The organism is Azospirillum humicireducens (assembly GCF_001639105.2).
Taxonomy (GTDB): Bacteria; Pseudomonadota; Alphaproteobacteria; order Azospirillales; family Azospirillaceae; genus Azospirillum; species Azospirillum humicireducens.
Map to the genome: position 1 here is coordinate 150,961 of NZ_CP028903.1, position 18,512 is coordinate 169,472.

Annotated in this window: 15 protein-coding genes and 2 pseudogenes; 8 read left to right on the forward strand and 9 right to left on the reverse strand. The window is 66.1% G+C overall.

Going from position 1 to position 18,512, the window contains the following annotated elements:
- Positions 1-58: 58 nt before the first annotated feature.
- Together A6A40_RS18510 and A6A40_RS18515 are read right to left on the reverse strand one after the other, a co-directional pair.
- Entirely contained in the window at positions 59-1,342 is a 1,284-nt protein-coding gene (locus A6A40_RS18510) for an NAD(P)/FAD-dependent oxidoreductase (protein WP_108547389.1), read from the reverse strand.
- A 45-nt stretch (positions 1,343-1,387) separates the two neighbouring features.
- Positions 1,388-2,056, reverse strand: a complete 669-nt coding sequence (locus A6A40_RS18515; protein ID WP_108547390.1) for a haloacid dehalogenase type II — start codon at positions 2,054-2,056, stop codon at positions 1,388-1,390.
- Between the two features lie 353 nt (positions 2,057-2,409).
- On the opposite strand from A6A40_RS18515, the gene A6A40_RS18520 reads away from it, so the two are divergent.
- The 7 genes from A6A40_RS18520 to A6A40_RS18550 all read left to right on the forward strand — a co-directional run bounded on the left by A6A40_RS18520 (position 2,410) and on the right by A6A40_RS18550 (position 10,888).
- On the forward strand, positions 2,410-3,279 hold the full coding sequence (locus A6A40_RS18520) for a GNAT family N-acetyltransferase (RefSeq protein WP_108547391.1): 870 nt from the start codon (positions 2,410-2,412) through the stop codon (positions 3,277-3,279).
- A 13-nt stretch (positions 3,280-3,292) separates the two neighbouring features.
- On the forward strand, positions 3,293-4,669 hold the full coding sequence (locus tag A6A40_RS18525; protein ID WP_108547392.1) for an aspartate aminotransferase family protein: 1,377 nt from the start codon (positions 3,293-3,295) through the stop codon (positions 4,667-4,669).
- 248 nt (positions 4,670-4,917) lie between these two features.
- Positions 4,918-5,652: an HAD-IA family hydrolase gene (locus tag A6A40_RS18530; RefSeq protein ID WP_108547393.1), complete on the forward strand. Its 735-nt coding sequence runs from the start codon at positions 4,918-4,920 to the stop codon at positions 5,650-5,652.
- A 65-nt stretch (positions 5,653-5,717) separates the two neighbouring features.
- Positions 5,718-7,325 carry an ABC transporter substrate-binding protein gene (locus A6A40_RS18535; protein ID WP_108547394.1) on the forward strand — a complete coding sequence of 536 codons (1,608 nt, stop codon included), beginning with the start codon at positions 5,718-5,720 and terminating at the stop codon, positions 7,323-7,325.
- A gap of 106 nt (positions 7,326-7,431) precedes the next feature.
- The gene (locus A6A40_RS18540; protein ID WP_108547395.1) at positions 7,432-8,382 is read left to right on the forward strand and encodes an ABC transporter permease; all 951 of its coding nucleotides are present in this window, start codon (positions 7,432-7,434) and stop codon (positions 8,380-8,382) included.
- A complete protein-coding gene (locus A6A40_RS18545; RefSeq protein ID WP_108547396.1) occupies positions 8,379-9,233 on the forward strand; it encodes an ABC transporter permease in 855 nt (284 codons plus the stop codon). The genes A6A40_RS18540 and A6A40_RS18545 overlap by 4 nt, the downstream gene beginning before the upstream one ends.
- Entirely contained in the window at positions 9,233-10,888 is a 1,656-nt protein-coding gene (locus A6A40_RS18550; RefSeq protein WP_108547397.1) for an ABC transporter ATP-binding protein, read from the forward strand. The genes A6A40_RS18545 and A6A40_RS18550 overlap by 1 nt, the downstream gene beginning before the upstream one ends.
- Positions 10,889-10,950: 62 nt before the next feature.
- On the opposite strand, the gene A6A40_RS18555 is transcribed toward A6A40_RS18550, so the two are convergent.
- A complete protein-coding gene (locus A6A40_RS18555; protein ID WP_098734844.1) occupies positions 10,951-11,427 on the reverse strand; it encodes an Lrp/AsnC family transcriptional regulator in 477 nt (158 codons plus the stop codon).
- 251 nt (positions 11,428-11,678) lie between these two features.
- On the opposite strand from A6A40_RS18555, the gene A6A40_RS18560 reads away from it, so the two are divergent.
- On the forward strand, positions 11,679-13,004 hold the full coding sequence (locus A6A40_RS18560; RefSeq protein WP_108547398.1) for an NAD(P)/FAD-dependent oxidoreductase: 1,326 nt from the start codon (positions 11,679-11,681) through the stop codon (positions 13,002-13,004).
- Between the two features lie 17 nt (positions 13,005-13,021).
- On the opposite strand, the gene A6A40_RS18565 is transcribed toward A6A40_RS18560, so the two are convergent.
- The 6 genes and pseudogenes from A6A40_RS18565 to A6A40_RS31485 all read right to left on the reverse strand — a co-directional run.
- Positions 13,022-13,927, reverse strand: coding sequence for a LysR family transcriptional regulator (locus A6A40_RS18565; RefSeq protein WP_108547399.1), 906 nt, complete (start codon positions 13,925-13,927; stop codon positions 13,022-13,024).
- Between the two features lie 155 nt (positions 13,928-14,082).
- A complete protein-coding gene (locus A6A40_RS18570) occupies positions 14,083-15,123 on the reverse strand; it encodes a DUF808 domain-containing protein (protein ID WP_108547400.1) in 1,041 nt (346 codons plus the stop codon).
- 807 nt (positions 15,124-15,930) lie between these two features.
- A complete protein-coding gene (gene tauD / locus A6A40_RS18580) occupies positions 15,931-16,782 on the reverse strand; it encodes a taurine dioxygenase (RefSeq protein WP_108547401.1) in 852 nt (283 codons plus the stop codon).
- 56 nt (positions 16,783-16,838) lie between these two features.
- Complete coding sequence (locus A6A40_RS18585) at positions 16,839-17,702, reverse strand: ABC transporter permease subunit (protein ID WP_108547402.1); 864 nt, start codon at positions 17,700-17,702, stop codon at positions 16,839-16,841.
- A pseudogene (locus tag A6A40_RS31480) lies at positions 17,699-18,095 on the reverse strand (ATP-binding cassette domain-containing protein); the annotation flags it as partial. The gene A6A40_RS18585 and the pseudogene A6A40_RS31480, both read right to left, overlap by 4 nt.
- A 1-nt stretch (position 18,096) precedes the next feature.
- Positions 18,097-18,459 (reverse strand): annotated as a pseudogene (locus A6A40_RS31485) (ATP-binding cassette domain-containing protein); the annotation flags it as partial.
- Positions 18,460-18,512 lie beyond the last annotated feature (53 nt).

Here is an 18,512-nt window from a genome sequence, read left to right on the forward strand (position 1 = left end):
ACAGCAAAAAGCCCGGCGGGAGCCCTTCGCTCCCGCCGGGCTTTTTGTTTCCCGACCGTCACTGGATCCGGTCGAGCGCCTTGTAGTACAGCCCGACCAGCGGCAGGAACCAGGGCTTGCCGAAATGGCCGGGCACGGCCGGCCAGGACAGCCCCTTCAGCGGGTTCCGGTCCTCCCGCCCCAGGATCGTGTCGGCCATGGTCATGCCCAGATGGGTGGACAGCTGCGCCCCGTGGCCGGAATAGCCCATGGCGTACCACAGGCCGTCCTGATAGCCGGCGCGCGGATAACGGTCGCTGGTCATGTCCACCAGACCGCCCCAGCAGTAATCGATGTCGATGCTGGCGATCTGCGGGAAGATCTTCGCCAGGCTCGCCCGCAGGATTTCCCCGCTCTTGGCATCGGACCGCTGGTCCGAGGTGGCCGAAAAACGCGCCCGGCCGCCGAAGATCAGCCGCCGGTCGGGCGCCAGGCGGAAGTAGTTGCCGATGTTCATCGACGTGACGTAGGTGCGGTTGCCCGGCACCACCGACTGGATCTCTCTGTCGCTCAGCGGACGGGTGGCGATGATGAAGCTGCCGACCGAGATGATGCGGCGGCGGAAATGGCTGAAGTTCGGCGTGGTGTAGGCGCCGGTGGCGACCAGCACCTCCTTGGCGGTGAGCGTTCCGCGCGGGGTGGACAGCGTGTGGCGGTCGCCCGAGCGGGTGACGGCGCCGACCGGCGCGTTTTCGACCAGCACTGCCCCATGGCGCACGGCCGCCTCCGCCAGCCCGGTGACGAAGCGGCCCATATGCATCATGGCGCTCTTGCGCGACAGCATCGCGCCATGGAACGGCGAGCCGACCTCCCCCTTCAGCTCCTCGGCGGTCAGCAGTGCCGTGTCGGGATCGACCTCGCGGTGAACCGCCTCGAAGTTGCGGGCGATGGCGTCGAAATGCGCGGGCTTGGAGGCCATTTTCAGCTTGCCGGCGCGGCGGAAATCGCAGGCGATTCCCTCTTCGGCGATCAGCGCCTCCAGCGTGTCGATGGACTGGTCGAAGGCGCGATAGAGGGCGACGGCGCGCTCCGTCCCCAAGGCGGTCTTGGCGGCGATGAAGCTGTGGGCCAGACCGTTGTTGAGGTGCCCGCCGTTGCGCCCCGACGCGCCGCCGCCGATGCGGCCGGCCTCCAGCACGATCACCCGCGCCCCGGCCTTGGCAAGCTGGCGGGCGGCACCCAGGCCGGTGAACCCGCCTCCGACGATGGCGACATCGTAATGGCCCTGGACGGCCTCTGCGACCCCCTCGCCCCCACCCGTGAAGGCGGGTGCGGTGTCGTGCCAGTAGGAGACGAACTTCATGACCTGGGTCCTTCCTATTGCAGCCTGAACCGTGAAATCCGCCCCTTACAACCCGACTACGCCGGGCAGGCCGGAGATGTCGCGGATCTCGGTATAGCCGTAATAGGGGTTGGCCGGTTCGTGGCCGCGGTTGACCCACACCTTGTTGCGGATCCCGAGATCATGCGCCGACATCAGATCGTAGCGGAAGGAGGAGGAGCAGTGGAGGATGTCCTCCGGCCCGCAGCCGAGCATGTCGAACATGTATTCGAAGGCCTTGAAGCGCGGCTTGTAGGCCTGCGCCTGTTCGGCGGTGTAGACGGCATGGAAGGGCGCGCCCAGCTTTGCCACGTTCGACGGGATCTGGTCGTTCATGGCGTTGGACAGGATGACCAGCGGGATTTCCTTGGCGACCTTCGCCAGCCCGGCCGGCACATCGGCGTGCGGACCCCAGGTGGGAACCCGTTCATAGACCATGCGCGCGTCCTCGTCGCGGAAGACGACGTTGTTGCGCTTACAGGTGCGCTCCAGGGAATTGTGGACGACGTCGGCGTAGGGCTTCCAGTCGCCCATGATCTCATCCAGGCGATAGGCCGCGAAGTTCTTGATGAACTCCGTCATCCGCGCCTCGTCGAGGATCGAGCCGTACAGATCGCGCGCGGCCTCCGCCATTTGAAAATTGATCAGCGTGCCGTGGCAATCGAAGGTGACGTATTTCGGCCGGAACTGGCTCATGGTCGCTTTCCTTGGGATGGGTCACGGGGGGGGCAAATGGAAGGGGCTCGATCGGCCCTGCCCTTCGATCCTAGCCCCGCCTCCACACCGGGCCTTACCGAATTGGCCGGCGCGAAAGCACAAAGTTCCGTTTCCGTCTCGGCGCTCAGCATTTGGTTGGGAGGGAAAGGGCGCCCGCACACCCTGACCGGGGAATGGAGGTGCCGTCGGCGGGTTCGACGGCAACGGTCGCGGCATAAGATGCGGCGGGGTGCCGCAGCAAAGGTGAAAGATGTCGCGGCGGCTGCAGCCTTCAGACAATCGTCCGGGGCCACTGCGCTCACTCTTGGAAGGAGAGGGTGAAAGGATTGGCCATGAGCAAAAATACGGTTTCCAAAAGAACGGCTCACTGTCTGGCCTTCGAGCCGAAGCATCTGAAGGACGCGCTCCTCCTGTCGCAGCAGGCGCAATGGCCGCACCGGTTGGAAGACTGGTCCCTGACCCTTTCGCTGAGCCAGGGCCTGGTCGCCTTGGACGCAGAGACGTCTCAGGTGGTCGGAACGGTGCTGATGACGCCCTATGGCGAGGATGCCGCCACCGTCAACATGGTCATCGTCGATGAAGGCTGGCGCGGGCAAGGTCTTGGCCGCCGTCTGATGGACGAGGCGATGGCATTGGCCGGCGCCCGTCCGCTACGTCTGACCGCGACCCGGGAAGGGCTTCCGCTTTATGAGAAGCTGGGCTTCCGCGAGGTCGGCATGGTCCTTCAGCACCAGGGAGAAGGCGGGCCGGTTCCGCCCTTTGCGGCGGAAGACGTCGCCCCCGCGGCCGCGGACGATCATGCCGTCATCGCCGCTCTGGACCGGCAGGCCTTCGGCGCCGACCGCAGTCTGCTGCTGGACCGGTTCGCCGAGGTCGGCTCCTTCACGCTGTTGCGGCGGAACGGCGCTGCCGTCGGGTTCGCGGCGCTGCGCGACTTCGGCCGCGGACAGGTCATCGGCCCGGTGGTGGCCCCCGACGCCGAGGGCGCCAAGGCCCTGATCGGCCCGATCATCGCCGCGCATCCGGGAAAATTCCTGCGGGTGGACACCACCGCCGGCACCGGCCTGGGCCCGTGGCTGGCCGATTGCGGCCTGCGCCATGTCGGCGGCGGCGTCGCCATGCGCCGGCCCGCTCCCGCGACGGCCGCCCAGCCGTCCGCACCCGTCTCGACATTCGCGCTCGCCAGCCAGGCACTCGGCTGATCCGGAGAGGACCATGCTCAGCAATTCCCTGATCGAACTCGACCGTGCCCATCTGGTTCATCCCGTCGCGTCCTACCGCGGCCATGAGAAGGCCGGTGTCCGGGTGATCGCCTCCGGCTCCGGGGCGACGATCACCGACGCCTCCGGACACCGGCTGGTGGATGGCTTCGCCGGCCTGTGGTGCGTGAACGCCGGCTATGGGCAGCAGAGACTCGTCGATGCCGCCACCCGCCAGCTGCAGCAACTGCCCTACGCCACAGGCTATTTCGGGCTGGGTGCCGAGCCGGCGATCCGGCTGGCGGCGGAACTCGCCGAACGCGCCCCCGGCGACCTGAACCACGTCTATTTCACGCTGGGCGGGTCGGATGCGGTGGACAGCACCATCCGCTTCATCCGCTATTACTGGCAGGCTAAGGGCCAGCCGAAGCGCGACCAGTTCATCTCGATCGAGCAGGGTTATCACGGCTCCTCGACCGTCGGCGCCGGGCTGACCGCCCTTCCGGCCTTCCATGCCGGCTTCGGCGTGCCATACGACTGGCAGCACAAGATTCCGTCGCACTACGCCTACCGCAACCCGGTGGGCGGCGATGGCGATGCGATCATCGCCGCCTCGCTGGAAGCGCTTGACGCCAAGATCGCCGAGATCGGCGGGCCGGAACGGGTCGCTGCCTTCTATGCCGAGCCGATCCAGGGCTCGGGCGGCGTGCTGGTGCCGCCCGACGGCTGGATGAAGGCGATGTGCGACCGCTGCCGCAGCCTGGGCATCCTGTTCGTCGCCGACGAGGTCATCACCGGCTTCGGCCGCACCGGCCCGCTGTTCGCCTGCACCGACGACGGCGTGGTGCCCGACCTGATGACCACGGCCAAGGGCCTGACCTCCGGCTATGTGCCGATGGGCGCGGTCTTCCTGTCCGAGGGGGTTTATGCCACAATCGCGGACGCCGCCGGCACCGCCGCCGTCGGCCATGGCTATACCTACTCCGCCCACCCCGTGAGTGCCGCAGTGGGGTTGGAGGCGTTGCGCCTTTACGAGGGCAGCCTGCTCGCCAACGGTGCGAAGGCCGGCGCACGGCTGATGGCCGGGCTCCACGCCCTGCGCGATCATCCGCTGGTCGGCGACGTGCGCGGGCGCGGCATGCTGGCGGCCATCGAGCTGGTGGTGGACAAGGAACGCAAGACCCCCCTGCCCGCAGCCGCGGAGCCGTCCCGCCGGATATTCGACCGGGCCTGGAACAACGGGCTGGTGATCCGTGCCTTTGCCAACGGCGTCCTGGGCTTTGCCCCGCCGCTCTGCTGCACCGACGAGGACATCGACGCGATCATCGAGCGCACGGCACGCACGCTCGACCAGACTCTGGAGGATCCCGACGTTCGCAGGGCCATGCGATAGACTGAATTGGGGGGTATCCGCCGAAGAATCCGCGAATACCCCCGTATCCAGCGTTTTCTGCTGTCCAGCACTGAAGATTCGGAGATCCGCGTCACACCCATCGACCACACTGGATGGACAGACGGGCGGATCTCTGGCCGTCTTCAGGAGGGCATCTCCAGAGACACCCCGGCAGACGATCCTGCCGGACCTGAAACGCCCCGCCGGACCGGAACGGTCCCCACGCGGTCCTTGAAGGAGTTGGTGCGTTGCCCAAGCCTCTGCTGAACTTCAAATACCTCACCTTCGACGTCGTCGGCACCCTGATCGACTTCGAAGGCGGCCTCAAGGATTGCCTTGCCGGGATCGCGGCGGAAGCCGGCACCACGGTGGACGGCGAAGCCGCGCTGACCCTCTACCGCGAGGCGCGCTACGCCCCGGACGTCGGCCTGTTTCCCGACGATCTGGTGCGCGTCTATTCGGTGATCGCGCCCAAGCTGGGGTTGCCCGCCGGCACCCGGTTTGGCGAGCGTCTGCGAGATTCGGCGGCGTCCTGGGCCGGCTTTCCCGACAGCAGGGACGCCATGGCGCGTCTGGCCAAACGCTACAAGCTGATCGCGATGACCAACGCGCAGCGCTGGGCCTTCACCCATTTCTCCCGCGAACTGGGCGACCCCTTCTATGCCGGCTTCACCGCCGACGACACCGGCGTCGAAAAGCCCAACCCCGCCTTCTTCCAGCAGGTGTTCGATTACGTCGAGCGCGACGGCGGCAGCAAGGACGACATCCTGCACGTCGCCCAGAGCCAGTATCACGACATCGGCGTTTCCCGCAGCCTGGGCATGACCAACTGCTGGATCCAGCGGCGGCACGCCCAGAAGGGGTATGGTGGTACCATCGAACCCGCCGAGTTCACCCAACCGGATTTCCATTTCCGCTCGATGGCGGAATTGGCCGATGCCGTCGACGCCGCGGCAGAAGAGGCGAAGGCGGCTTCCGCGTAACCGGAAGAAAACCGGAGCGCACCCAAAAGAAACGAACAAGCAATCCCGAACAGAGTGAGGCAGACATGAGCAAGACGCCTGAAACCTGGACCCTGACCGACGACAGCATGGTCGAAAGCGCCATCCGCCGCGGGGCCAACCGCCGCGACCTGCTGAAGATGCTGTTGGCGGGCGGCATGTCCCTGCCCGCCATCGACCTCGTTCTGGGCCGTGCCCACGCCGCGGTCGCGGACGAACCGGTGAAGGGCGGCGCGCTCAAGGCCGCCGGCTGGTCGTCATCCACCGCCGACACGCTCGATCCGGCGAAGGCGTCCCTCTCGACCGATTATGTCCGCTGCTGCGCCTTCTACAACCGCCTGACCTTCCTCGACAAGGCCGGCATTCCGCAGATGGAGCTGGCCAAGTCCATCGACACCGACGACGCCAAGACCTGGACGATCAAGCTTCGCACCGGTGTGACCTTCCACGACGGCAAGTCGCTGACCGCCGACGATGTGGTGTTCTCGCTGAAGCGCCACCTCGATCCGGCTGTCGGATCCAAGGTCGCGAAGATCGCCGCCCAGATGACCGACATCAAGGCGGTCGACAAGAGCACCGTCGCGATCACGCTGGCCGGCGCGAACGCCGACCTGCCGACCATCCTGGCCATGCATCACTTCATGATCGTGGCTGACGGCACCACCGATTTCTCCAAGGGCAACGGCACCGGCGCCTTCATCTGCAAGAGCTTCGAGCCGGGCGTGCGGTCCATCGGTGTCCGCAACCCGAACTACTGGAAGGGCGGCCCGCACGTCGACTCCTTCGAATTCTTCGCGATCAGCGACGACAATGCCCGCGTCAACGCGCTGCTGTCCGGCGACATCCATCTGGCCGCGGCGATCAACCCGCGTTCCACGCGGCTCGTGGATGGACAGCAGGGCTTCTCCCTGTCCAAGTCGACGTCGGGCAACTACACCAACCTGAACATCCGCCTGGACATGGAACCGGGCAGCCGCAAGGATTTCGTCGACGGGATGAAGTATCTCGTCAACCGCGAGCAGATCGTCAAATCCGCCCTGCGCGGCTTCGGCGAGGTCGGCAACGATCAGCCGGTGTCCCCGTCCAACCCCTTCCACAATGCCGCGCTGAAGCCCAAGCCCTTCGATCCGGAACGGGCGAAATCCCTGTTCAAGAAGGCGGGCCTGCTGGGACAGTCCATCCCTGTGGTCACGTCGGATGCCGCCGCATCCGCCATCGACATGGCCATGGTGGTCCAAGCCGCCGGCGCCGAGATCGGCATGAAGCTCGACGTCCAGCGCGTGCCGTCCGACGGGTACTGGAGCAACTATTGGCTGAAGTCGCCGATCCATTTCGGCAACATCAACCCGCGTCCGACGCCGGACATCCTGTTCTCCCTGCTCTACGCTTCCGATGCGCCGTGGAACGAGAGCAAGTACAAGTCCGAAAAATTTGACAAGATGATGCTGGAGGCGCGCGCCACGCTCGCCTGGCCCAAGCGCAAGGAAATCTACGATCAGATGCAGGTGATGATCGCCGAGGAAGCCGGCACCATCATCCCTGCCTATATTTCGAACGCGGACGCAATCAGCAACAAGCTGAAGGGCCTCCAACCGAATCCGCTGGGCGGCATGATGGGCTACGCTTTCGCCGAACATGTCTGGCTCGCTGCCTGATACGGCAAACAGCCGGGGCGGTCCGAACCAAGGCAGGACCGCCCCGGCCCTTCGTCGCCCATTCGGGCAACCCCTCCGGGGGCGCCTCACCTCGCGGAGGCCAGGCATGAAATCACGCGTTCCCTCCCTTATTCTCGGCCGGCTGCTCATCGCGCTGATCACACTGTCGATCGTGTCCTTCGCCGTGTTCTTCGCCACCACCCTGCTGCCCGGCGATACGGCGATGATCCTGCTCGGGCAGGCGGCGACGCCCGAGGCGGTTGCCGGCCTGCGCGCGGCCATGCATCTGGACGATCCCGCCCTGCTGCGCTTCCTCTACTGGATCGTCGGGCTGTTCCAGGGCGATCTCGGCACCTCCTATGCCAACCAGATGCCGGTGACCACGCTGATCGCCGACCGGCTGGTCAACACGCTCAAGATGGCGGGGCTGACCACGCTCGTGACGGTTCCCCTGGCGTTGACGCTCGGCATCACCGCCGCCATGTGGCGGGGCACGCTCTACGACCGTATCGTCACCATCGCCACCATCGGCGTGATATCCGTCCCGGAATTCGTGTTGGCGACCTTGGCCGTGCTGGTGTTCGCCGTCTATCTGAAATGGCTGCCGGCCCTGTCCTTCACCTATCAGGTCGACAGCTTCTCCGGCCTGCTGCGGGTCTATGCCATGCCGGTCATCACCCTGACCTTCGTGGTCTCGGCGCAGATGATCCGCATGAGCCGGGCCGCGGTGATCGAGACGCTGAACACGCCCTATGTCGAGATGGCGCTGCTGAAAGGGGCGTCGCGGCCCCGGATGGTGCTGCGCCACGCCCTGCCCAACGCGCTCGGTCCGATCGCCAACGCGGTGGCGCTGTCACTGTCCTATCTGGTGGGCGGCGTCATCATCGTCGAGACGATCTTCAACTATCCGGGCATCGCCAAGCTGATGGTGGATGCGGTGTCCACCCGCGACCTTCCGCTGATCCAGTCCTGCGCGATGATCTTCTGCTTCGGGTATCTGCTTCTGATCACCACCGCCGACATCGTCGCCATCCTGTCGAACCCGAGGCTCCGATGAAGACACATTCACCCGCCGGCATCATCGCGGCACGGTCGGGCTACCGGGTCAATCTGGTCGGCCTGGTCAGCTTCTTCGTGGTCCTGTTCTGGGCTCTGGTCGCCCTGTTCGCCCCCTACATCGCCCCCCATTCGGTGGGGGCAATGATCGACCTGGATTATTTCGGCCCGATGCGGCCCGGCCTGTGGCTCGGGTCGGATTATCTCGGGCGCGACATGCTCTCCCGCGTCATCTACGGCGCCCGCTACACCGTCGGCATCTCGCTGGCCGCGGTGTCCATCGCCTGCTTCACCGGCGTGGTGCTGGGGATGACCTCGGCCGTGCTGCGCGGACCGGTGGACATGGTGGTCAGCCGCCTGCTCGACGCGCTCAACTCCATTCCCAGCAAGCTGTTCGGCCTTATGGTGGTGGCGGCGGTCGGATCGTCGATTCCGGTGCTGATCCTGACCCTGTCGATCATCTATGTCCCCGGCGCCTATCGCTTCAGCCGGGCGCTGGCGGTCAACATCGACACGATGGACTTCATCATGGTCGCCCGCATCCGCGGAGAGAAGCTGCCCTATCTGATCGCATCGGAGATCCTGCCCAACATCATCGGCCCGGTGCTGGCCGATCTGGGCCTGCGCTTCGTCTTCATCGTGCTGCTGCTGTCGGGCCTGTCCTTCCTGGGGCTGGGCGTCCAGCCGCCCTATGCCGACTGGGGCGCTCTGGTGCGCGAGAACATCGGCGGCCTGCCCTTCGCCGCGCCGGCTGTGATCGTGCCGTCGCTGGCCATCGCCACCCTGACCGTCAGCGTCAACCTGCTGATCGACAATCTTCCGCAGAAGATCCGGGACCGGAGTGCCTCCTGATGACGAACCTCGTGGAAATCCGCGGCCTGACCGTCGAGGCCACCACCGATTCCGGCCGCTGGATCCAGATCCTCAAGGGAATCACCCTGGACGTCGCCGCCGGCGAAACCGTCGCCTTCATCGGCGAAAGCGGGTCCGGCAAGACCACGGCCGCCATGACGCTGCTGGGCTATGCCCGTCCGGGATGCCGGATTTCCGGTGGCTCGGTGCGGGTCGACGGTCAAGACATGGTGACCCTGTCGGAAAAGGAGCGGGCCGCCCTGCGCGGCACCACCGTCGCCTATGTGCCGCAGAGTGCGGCGGCCGCCTTCAACCCCGCCTCGACCATCATGGACCAGGTCATCGAGGTGACGCGGATCCACCGCCTGATGCCGCCGGACGAGGCCCGTCGCCGGGCGGTCGACCTGTTCCGCGCCCTGTCGCTGCCCGATCCCGACGGCATCGGCGACCGTTACCCGCACCAGGTGTCCGGCGGACAGTTGCAGCGGCTGGCGGCGGCGATGGCTCTGATCGGCGATCCGAAGGTGGTTATCTTCGACGAGCCGACCACCGCTCTCGACGTCACCACGCAGGTCGAAGTGCTCCGCGCCTTCAAGGCGGTGACCGCCAAGCGCCGGATCGCCTGCGTCTATGTCTCCCATGATCTGGCTGTGGTCGCCCAGATCGCCGACCGCATCATGGTGCTGCGGCACGGGGAAGTGCAGGAAATCGGCAGCGTCCACGACATCCTGACCCGCCCGACGCACCCCTATACGAAGGAGTTGCTGCACGCCTTCCACCCGGACAGCGGCGGACGGGTTGCGGCGGCGGAGGCCTTCGCCAACGCTGCCGCGCCGCTGCTCGAAATCAACATGCTGAGCGCCGGCTACGGCCCGCCGCAATCCAACGGGCAACCGCTGGTCCTCGCGGTAAAGGAGGTGAGCCTGCAAGTGAAGCGGGGCACCAACCTTGGCATCATCGGAGAATCCGGCTGCGGCAAATCCACACTGGCCCGCGCCATCGCCGGGATCCTGCCGGCCTGCAAGGGCGACATCCAGTTCAACGGCAAGGAGTTGTGGCACAGCGCCCGCCAGCGCAGCCGCGAGCAGCTGCGCAACCTGCAGATCGTCTTCCAGCACGCCGACACCGCGCTCAACCCGGCGAAATCGATCGAGGACATTCTCGGCCGCCCGCTGACCTTCTATCACGGCCTGCGCGGCAAGGCCCGCGAGGCGCGCGTCGATGCGTTGCTGGACATGGTCCACCTGCCCCGCGCCCTGCGCCACCGCCGCCCGGCCGAACTGTCGGGCGGCCAGAAGCAGCGGGTGAACTTCGCCCGTGCGCTCGCCGCGGAACCGAAGCTGATCCTGTGCGACGAGATCACCTCGGCCCTCGACACCGTGGTGGCGGCGGCGATCATCGACCTGCTCAAGGAACTGCAGCGCGAACTCGGCCTGTCCTATGTCTTCATCAGCCACGACCTGTCGGTGATCGAGGCGATCTGCGACGAGATCATTGTGATGTATCGCGGACAGACGGTGGAGACCATCATCCCCTCCGCCCGCCAGCAGCCGCAGCACCCCTATTCGAAGCTGCTGTTCTCGTCGGTCCCGAAGCTGGATCCGACTTGGCTCGACACGTTGAACATCGAGGCGGACCGGATGCGGGTGGCGTGAACCGTCAAGCCTTCCCGCGCGGATGACCGCCGCGCGGAAGGCAAGTCAGACAATGCCAAACCTCACATCTGAAACAGCGTGGTCAACGGCATATGCGCGCGCACGATCGGCGACTTCAGCACGACATAGCTGAAATACTTGTCGATCCCGATGTCCATGTCGGTCAGTTTCTCCATGATCTCCTGATATTCTCCGATGCCGGACGTCACGAACTTCAGCATGTAGTCGTAGCCGCCGGACACCAGATGACATTCCAGAAGCTGTTCGATCTTCTTGACGGCTGCCAGGAAACGGGCGAAATCGACCTGCCGGTGGTTCTTCAGCGTCACCTCGGTGAAGACGGTAAGGGTCTGGCCCAGTTTGCTGACGTTGATCTGGGCCGTATAGCCTTCGATGTAGCCCTCCGCCTGGAGTTTCTTGACCCGCATGAGGCAAGGGCTGGGCGACAGATTGACCAGTTCGGCCAGCTCCACGTTGGTGATCCGGCCGTTCTTCTGGAGCTGATGCAGAATCTTGATGTCGATGCGGTCCAGCTTCATGGGGAACCCATCCGGTTCGAGGGCGGGGCGGGGGAACGAAAAGCCACAGCAGAAAATTCTGCCGTTTCGACCATCCGAGCATAGCACATGCAGCCAACCTGTCGATGGTCGAGTGGTTTTTCTCCTGCAGAACAATGCACCAGGCTTTCATACATCGACAGAAGATAATGCCGTTCCGTCGCTCAAAGCAGCGCCCACCGATGCGCGCGCCATGGCTAGATACCTCAACGCCGAATTTGGAGACCCGCCCGATGCCCGCCCCTTTGACAATCATTCCGTCCTCGCCTCAGCTTCCCGATCAGGCCGATGTCGTTGTGATCGGTGCCGGCATCGTCGGCGTCTCGACGGCCTATTTCCTGGCAAAACGGGGCGTGTCGGTGGCCCTGGTGGAAAAGGGACAGGTCGGGGCGGAACAATCCAGCCGCAACTGGGGCTGGTGCCGCCAGCAGAACCGCGACGCACGCGAATTGCCGATGGCGACCAAGAGCCTGGATCTGTGGGAGCGCTTTGCCGCGGAGAGCGGTGAAGACACCGGCTTCAGCCGCTGCGGCCTGCTCTATCTCAGCAATGACGACCAGGAATTGGCGGGCTGGGCGCGCTGGCGCGATTTCGCCCGGACGGTCGGCGTCACCACCCACATGCTGTCCAGTGCTGAGGCCGCCGAGCGTGGCCGGGCGACCGGAAAGCCCTGGAAGGGCGGTGTCTTCTCGCCATCGGACGGCATCGCCGATCCCTCGCGTGCGGCCCCCGCCTTCGCGCGGGCGATCATGAAGCTGGGCGGCACGGTGCATCAGGGCTGCGCCGCGCGCGGGCTGGAAACCAGCGGCGGACGGGTCAGTGGCGTGATCACCGAAAAGGGCACGATCCGCACCAAGATCGTGGTTCTATCGGGCGGCGCCTGGACCTCCTCCTTCTGCCATCAGATGGGCGTTCGTCTGCCGCTCGCCTCCATCCGTTCGTCGATCCTGTCGGTCGGCCCCAGCCCCGCCGGCCTGCCCGACGCCCTGCACACCTCTGCCGTGTCGATCACCCGGCGCGGCGACGGCGGCCATACGCTGGCCATCAGCGGGCGGGCGCGCGTCGATCCGACACCTCAGCAGTTCCGCTTCGCGCCGCAATTCATGCCGATGTTCTCCAGGCGCTGGCGCAGCCTGATGCCCGGCGGGCTGGAGGGCGTGCGTTCCGGCCACGAGACGCTGCGGCGCTGGCGGCTCGACCGTCCGACCCCGATGGAACGGATGCGGGTGCTGGACCCCACCCCGGACAGCGGCACGATCCGCCTCACCCACCAGCGGGCCATGGCGCTGCTGCCCGGTCTGAAGGGCGCACCGATCACCGCGGCTTGGGGCGGCTACATCGACAGCACGCCCGACGGCGTTCCGGCAATCGGCGAGGTCGGCAACCTGCCCGGCCTGATCCTGGCCGCCGGCTTCAGCGGCCATGGCTTCGGCATCGGTCCCGGTGCCGGGCATCTGATCGCCGACCTCATCACCGACCAGACGCCGATCGTCGATCCGAAGCCCTACCATCCCGACCGCTTCGCCGGCTTTTCCGCCGGAAAGGTCGCCGATTTCTGACCGGGACGCCGGCCCGATCAAAGCCGTTCGGCTCCGCCCGGCGCGATGGCACGGGCGGCCCGGCGCAGGCACTCGCGCATCAGGTCGTGGCTGCCGGACAGCGGGCGCTCCTTGCTGGTCAGGATGGCGATGGGCACGCGGATGGCCGGGCGGAAAGGCCGTTGGACGATGCCGGAAAACTGGTTCCACGGCAAAAGCCCATCGACGACCGCCACACCGATTCCCTCCCGCACGAAGGGGAGAGCGGTGATCGACAGGTCGATTTCCACCGCCGGAGCATAGACGCCGCCCTCGGACTCCAGCGCCCCGGCCAGCAGACGGCCGGGCAGCGTGTCCACGCGGTACGAAATCAGCGTCTCCTCCGCCAGATCGGCGAAACCGACCTGGGGGTATCCGGCGAGCCGATGCCCCGCCGGCATGAGGCAGACCAGGTCCGCATGGCCCACCGTTTCGACATCAAGGTCATGTTGGGGCATGTCGCTCATTGCCACCCCCAGCAGAACGTCGCCGCTGCGCAGCATATCCCGGATGTTCGCTATCGGAGCGATCAGCGACCGCACCACGATGTCCGGATGAGCCTCGCGGAAGGCACTCAACGCCTTCGGGACGATGGACATGGAGGGCGGAGCCGAAGCGGCGAGGCGCACCAGGCCGGTGCGGCCATGGCGCATGTCGACCGTGCGCCGACGCAACGCGCCGAGTTCGGAGAAGATACGCTCTGCCTCCGGATACAGCTCGTTGGCCTCCTGCGTCGGCACCAGACGCCCGCGCACCCGGTCGAACAGCTTGAATCCCAACTGGTCTTCGGCGTGCAGCAGGATCTGGCTCAAGGCCGGCTGTGAAATGTTCAGCATCGCCGCCGCACCGGTCACCGTTCCACAGCGCATCAGCATGCAGAAGACTTCCAATTGGCGGGCTTGCATTCAGGGTCCTGGGCGTTGGCGGGAAGGATGCGGGGCCGACACGGGCTCGAACCGACTATAGCGACCGGCGAGCCCAGGGGTCGAGCGGCAACGGCGAGGCGGGAAAGACCAGCCAAGGGGGGCACCGGCGGCGAGGCTCCCGGTCCGGAGCCGCGTCAGCGCTTCAGCAGCGCGAAGACCGGCATGGCGACGCGGTGGACCAGCGGGATCAGCAGCACGCCGAGAAGAAGCCCGACGGCCCCCGCCAGTCCGGCGGCCACCAGCCATTCCATCGCCGCCGCCCCCAGCGGAAGCGCATGGCCGACCGCCGCGGCGGCGTCATGGATCGCGTGCCCGAGTTCCTCCAGGCCATAGCCTTCCAGCCCGTGGATGATGATGCCGCCGCCGACCCAGAGCATCGCAGCGGTGCCGACGAGGCCGAGCAGCTTGAGAAACAGCGGCATTCCATAGACGAGACCGCGGCCAAGCCCCTGTGTCAGCGGGCGCAGCAGCCGGTCCGCCCCGCCCGGAGCAGCGGGGGCCAGCCGCCGCAGCCCGAAGAGGCTGGAAACCGGCCGGCCGTTCTGCGCCAGGGAAAGGCCGGCGTCGTCGGCTTTCACGATCAGGGCCACCGTGCCGTAGACGGCGATTGTGATGCCGGTTCCGACGATGCCCAGGATCAGCGCCTGCATCCAGAAGGAGGAAACCTCCGCAGCGACGGCGGACAGCGTGATCGCCATGATTTCAGCCGACAGGATCAGGTCGGTCTTGATCGCGCTGTTCACTTTGGCGTCTTCGAATTGCCGGGCCGACTGCCGGTCGGCCATGCCCTCTTCAACATGGCCGCCATGAGCGGCGTGCGGCCAGATGGCTTCAAGGATCTTCTCCGCCCCTTCGTAGCAGAGGAAGGCGCCGCCCAGCATGAGCAGCGGCGTGATGGCCCAGGGCGCCACAAGGCTCAACACCAGTGCGGCCGGCAACAGCAGGATCAGCTTGTTCTTCAAGGAACCGAGAGCGATCTTGCCGATGATCGGCAGTTCGCGATCCGCCGTGAATCCCACGACGTAGCGCGGCGTGACGGCAGCGTCGTCGACCACCACCCCGGCGGCTTTGGCTCCCACCTTCGCGGCCTGCCCGGCGGCGTCGTCCAGTGAAGCGGCGGCGACCTTGGTCAAGCCGACCACGTCGTCAAGCAGTGCGATCAGTCCTGTGCTCAAGGAAGCGGCTCCTCATGGTCCCGAAGCCATCCTAACAAACATCGGCCCGACGCATTCCGATTTTGATCCCTCCGCCATGGCGGCATCAACGCTTCGAATAAGCCGCCCTGCCGGATACAGGGAGGACTGCCCCCTTCCGCAACTCCACTTTGGACGGCTGCCGACCGGACCCGGAGGGCGTATTCCGGGACAAACTCATTGCCGGACCTGTCGATCTGATATGAGGTCCGACCGGACCCACTTTCAGCGTGTGCTTGTTGGCGCATGGACTCCACCTTGGGATGGAGCGGCATAGCCGGATGTGATGCAGAACGCTGCTGCCCGACTCTCTATTTCTCCTAATTGTTTGATTGCGGAACGCTGTTGGGACGTGAGCTGTTGGGCTGTCTGGGAATACGGCGCGTGGTTCGAGCGACGCCTTATGATGTCGTGCATCGGCGCGCCGGAACTCGGCGCAGACCTGTCCGTCGACGCCATGATGAGGAAAGCCGACCCGGCGTCCGCCCCGCCGTCAACCCCATGATCCGCCGTGAGGCGGTGGCCCGCCAGGGCCAGGGTTGATGGCGGGGCGGCAACGGGTCTTGGATGGCCGATCCCCCGACGAGGTCGTGAGCGAGCGCCTGAAAGCAAGACCGGAGCTGATCAATCCAACCTATCGACCTCCCGATCCCTGCTCCCTGACCAAAATCAAAATCGCGGCCCAGCTGAAGGTCTTCAGTGCCAAGGAGGTGTCGCAACCTGACACTTTACAGAACGATCAATCGTTCTTGAGCACGGTGGGATTGACGCCCCGCTTCCCTCTCCCCCTCAATAGGGCCGGTCGCCGAGAACAGTGGCGCGGTGCATGATGCGCCGGTGCGGCGAATAGTCGTTCACCGCGTAATGCTGGGTCGACCTGTTGTCCCACAGCACCAGATCGTCGGCTTTCCAGCGCCAGCGCACGGTGTATTCCGGCCGGCTGATATGGTCGTACAGGAAATCCAGGATCGCCGCACTCTCCCGATCGCTGAGCCCAACGATGCGCGAGGTGAAATTCTCGTTCACGAACAGCGCCTTGGCGCCGCTGACCGGATGGGTGCGGATGACGGGATGGACCACAGCCGGGTGCTTGTCCCGCGCCGCCTTCCAGCGCGCATGGGTCTCCGGATCGCCGTTGTGCCGCCATTCCGGGAAGGAGCGGGTGAAGTCGTGCAGGGCCTCCAGCGGCTCCAGCAGGCGGCGGATCGGTTCGGACAGGCCGTTGTAGGCGGCGATGTTGCTTGCCCACACCGTATCCCCGCCGATGGGCGGAATCAGCTTGCCCGACAGGGCGACAATGGCAGGCGGCGTTTCGATGCAGGTGACGTCGGTGTGCCAGACATCGTTGTCGGTCGGGTTGTGCGGCCCGGTGTCCAGCACCATGATCTCCGGCTGCTCGGGCACCTTCGGGTAGATCGGGTGGATGTGCAGCTGACCGAAACGGGCGGCGAAGTCGCGCTGCGCCTGCGGCGTCAGCGGCTGGTTCTCGAAGAACAGAACCTGATGGGCGACGAGCGCCCGCTCCAGCGCCGCCGCCTCGCTGTCCGACAGCGGGTGGGTGAGGTCGATGCCCTCCACCCGCGCACCGATGGCGGGGCTGACGGGGGTGATGGTCAGGGTGGGCAAGGCGATGTCAGGCATGGCGGTTCCCCGGAATCTTGGTGTTCGTCAGAGTGCGTTTTTGCGGATTGCCGGCCTCAGGACTTGCCCTTCCACGGCACCAGCCAGCCTTCCAGCAGGCGCATTCCATAGGAAAAGGCGAAGGCGAAGGCTGCGATGATGCCGATGCCGACGAAGACGACGTCGGTGGCAAGGAAATGCGAAGCGGACATGATCATGAAGCCGATGCCGCGGGTGGCGGCGATCAGTTCCGCCGCGACCAGTGTGCTCCAGCCGACGCCGATGCCGATGCGCAGACCGGTCAGGATCTCCGGCAGGGCGCTGGGCAGCACGATGGTGCGGAACAGCTGCCAGCGGCTGGCACCCAGCGACAGCGCTGCGTTCACCCGCTCGATCGGCAGAGCCCGGACGCCGGCCTGGGCCGACAGGCAGACAGGCGCGAACATCGCCAGCGTCAGCAGGACGATCTTCGACACCTCGCCGATGCCGAGCCAGATGATCATCAGCGGCAGATAGGCCAGCGGCGGCAGCGGCCAGTAGAATTCGATGGGCGTGTCGAAAATGCCCTTGGCCCAACGGTTCAGCCCCATCGCCAGCCCAAGCGGAATGCCGAGCGAAGCGGCGAAGACGGCGGCGGAGAAGATGCGGAACAGGCTGGCCGACATATGCTCCCACAGGGTTGCGCCGGCATAGCCGTCCTCGAGGACCGCCAGAAACTGGGTCGCCACCTCCTGCGGAGTGGGGAGAAACAGCGGTGGCACCAGCCGGTACTGCGCGACCAGAAACCATGCCGCCAGCAGCAGGGCGGCGGTGGCGAGGCTGATCGGCCCGGTGCGGGCGCCATCCAGTCCGAAGGGATGGAGCCGGACGATCCTCGGCCGGTCCGCCGGACCGGGGACCTGATCGGCGACGCGGTCGCCGGGGCGGGCGATGTCGGTCATTGCAGCACCCTCCGGCGGGAGTCCGTCTCGGCGTAGGGCCGGTGCACCAGGGAGCGGATTTCGTCATAGAGTTCGGCGAATTCCGGCGCCGACAGGATGGCCCGCACGTCGCGCTCGGCGGCGAAACGGCGGACGAAATCCAGGTCGAAGCGGGCGACGATCCGTCCTGGCCGCGGCGACATCACCACCACCGTGGTGCCCAGGAACAGCGCCTCCTCGATGGAATGGGTGATGAAGAAGATGCGCTTGCCGGTGCGCGCCCAGACATCGATCAGCAGCTCCTGCATCTGTTCGCGCGTCAGGCTGTCGAGCGCGCCGAAGGGTTCGTCCATCAGCAGGATCTTCGGATCGGTCGCCAGCGCGCGGGCGATGCCGACGCGCTGGCGCTGATCGNGACCAGCCCCAGCAGCTCCTCCGCCCTTTCGCGCCGCTCCTTTGCCGGAACGCCGGCAAAGCGCAGGCCGAGCGCCACATTGTCGGCGACGCTGCTCCAAGGCAGCAGCGTGTCCTTCTGGAACACCACGCCACGGTCGGCGCCGGGGTTGGCGACCGGCATACCGTCCAGCGTGATCGAACCCTCCGACAGCGGCAGGAAGCCGGCGATGGCGTTCAGCAGCGTCGATTTCCCGCAGCCCGACGCCCCCAGCGCCACGACGATGCTGTTGGCGTCGATGTCGAACGACGCACGGTCCAGCGCATGGACCACCCGGCCATCGCTGGCGGAGAAGAAGACGCTGGCGTTGCGGACCTGGAGCATGGGCACTCTCCTGTCGGCGGCCGGATCGACGGCCGAACAATCAACGGCCGAAC

What these genes read in the sequence shown, in the direction of transcription:
- A6A40_RS18510 (WP_108547389.1), bottom strand. Translation starts at nt 1,342, where the DNA reads ATGAAGTTCGTCTCCTACTGGCACGACACCGCACCCGCCTTCACGGGT.
- A6A40_RS18515 (WP_108547390.1), bottom strand. Translation starts at nt 2,056, where the DNA reads ATGAGCCAGTTCCGGCCGAAATACGTCACCTTCGATTGCCACGGCACG.
- A6A40_RS18520 (WP_108547391.1), top strand. Translation starts at nt 2,410, where the DNA reads ATGAGCAAAAATACGGTTTCCAAAAGAACGGCTCACTGTCTGGCCTTC.
- A6A40_RS18525 (WP_108547392.1), top strand. Translation starts at nt 3,293, where the DNA reads ATGCTCAGCAATTCCCTGATCGAACTCGACCGTGCCCATCTGGTTCAT.
- A6A40_RS18535 (WP_108547394.1), top strand. Translation starts at nt 5,718, where the DNA reads ATGAGCAAGACGCCTGAAACCTGGACCCTGACCGACGACAGCATGGTC.
- A6A40_RS18540 (WP_108547395.1), top strand. Translation starts at nt 7,432, where the DNA reads ATGAAATCACGCGTTCCCTCCCTTATTCTCGGCCGGCTGCTCATCGCG.
- A6A40_RS18545 (WP_108547396.1), top strand. Translation starts at nt 8,379, where the DNA reads ATGAAGACACATTCACCCGCCGGCATCATCGCGGCACGGTCGGGCTAC.
- A6A40_RS18550 (WP_108547397.1), top strand. Translation starts at nt 9,233, where the DNA reads ATGACGAACCTCGTGGAAATCCGCGGCCTGACCGTCGAGGCCACCACC.
- A6A40_RS18555 (WP_098734844.1), bottom strand. Translation starts at nt 11,427, where the DNA reads ATGAAGCTGGACCGCATCGACATCAAGATTCTGCATCAGCTCCAGAAG.
- A6A40_RS18560 (WP_108547398.1), top strand. Translation starts at nt 11,679, where the DNA reads ATGCCCGCCCCTTTGACAATCATTCCGTCCTCGCCTCAGCTTCCCGAT.
- A6A40_RS18565 (WP_108547399.1), bottom strand. Translation starts at nt 13,927, where the DNA reads ATGCAAGCCCGCCAATTGGAAGTCTTCTGCATGCTGATGCGCTGTGGA.
- tauD (WP_108547401.1), bottom strand. Translation starts at nt 16,782, where the DNA reads ATGCCTGACATCGCCTTGCCCACCCTGACCATCACCCCCGTCAGCCCC.
- A6A40_RS18585 (WP_108547402.1), bottom strand. Translation starts at nt 17,702, where the DNA reads ATGACCGACATCGCCCGCCCCGGCGACCGCGTCGCCGATCAGGTCCCC.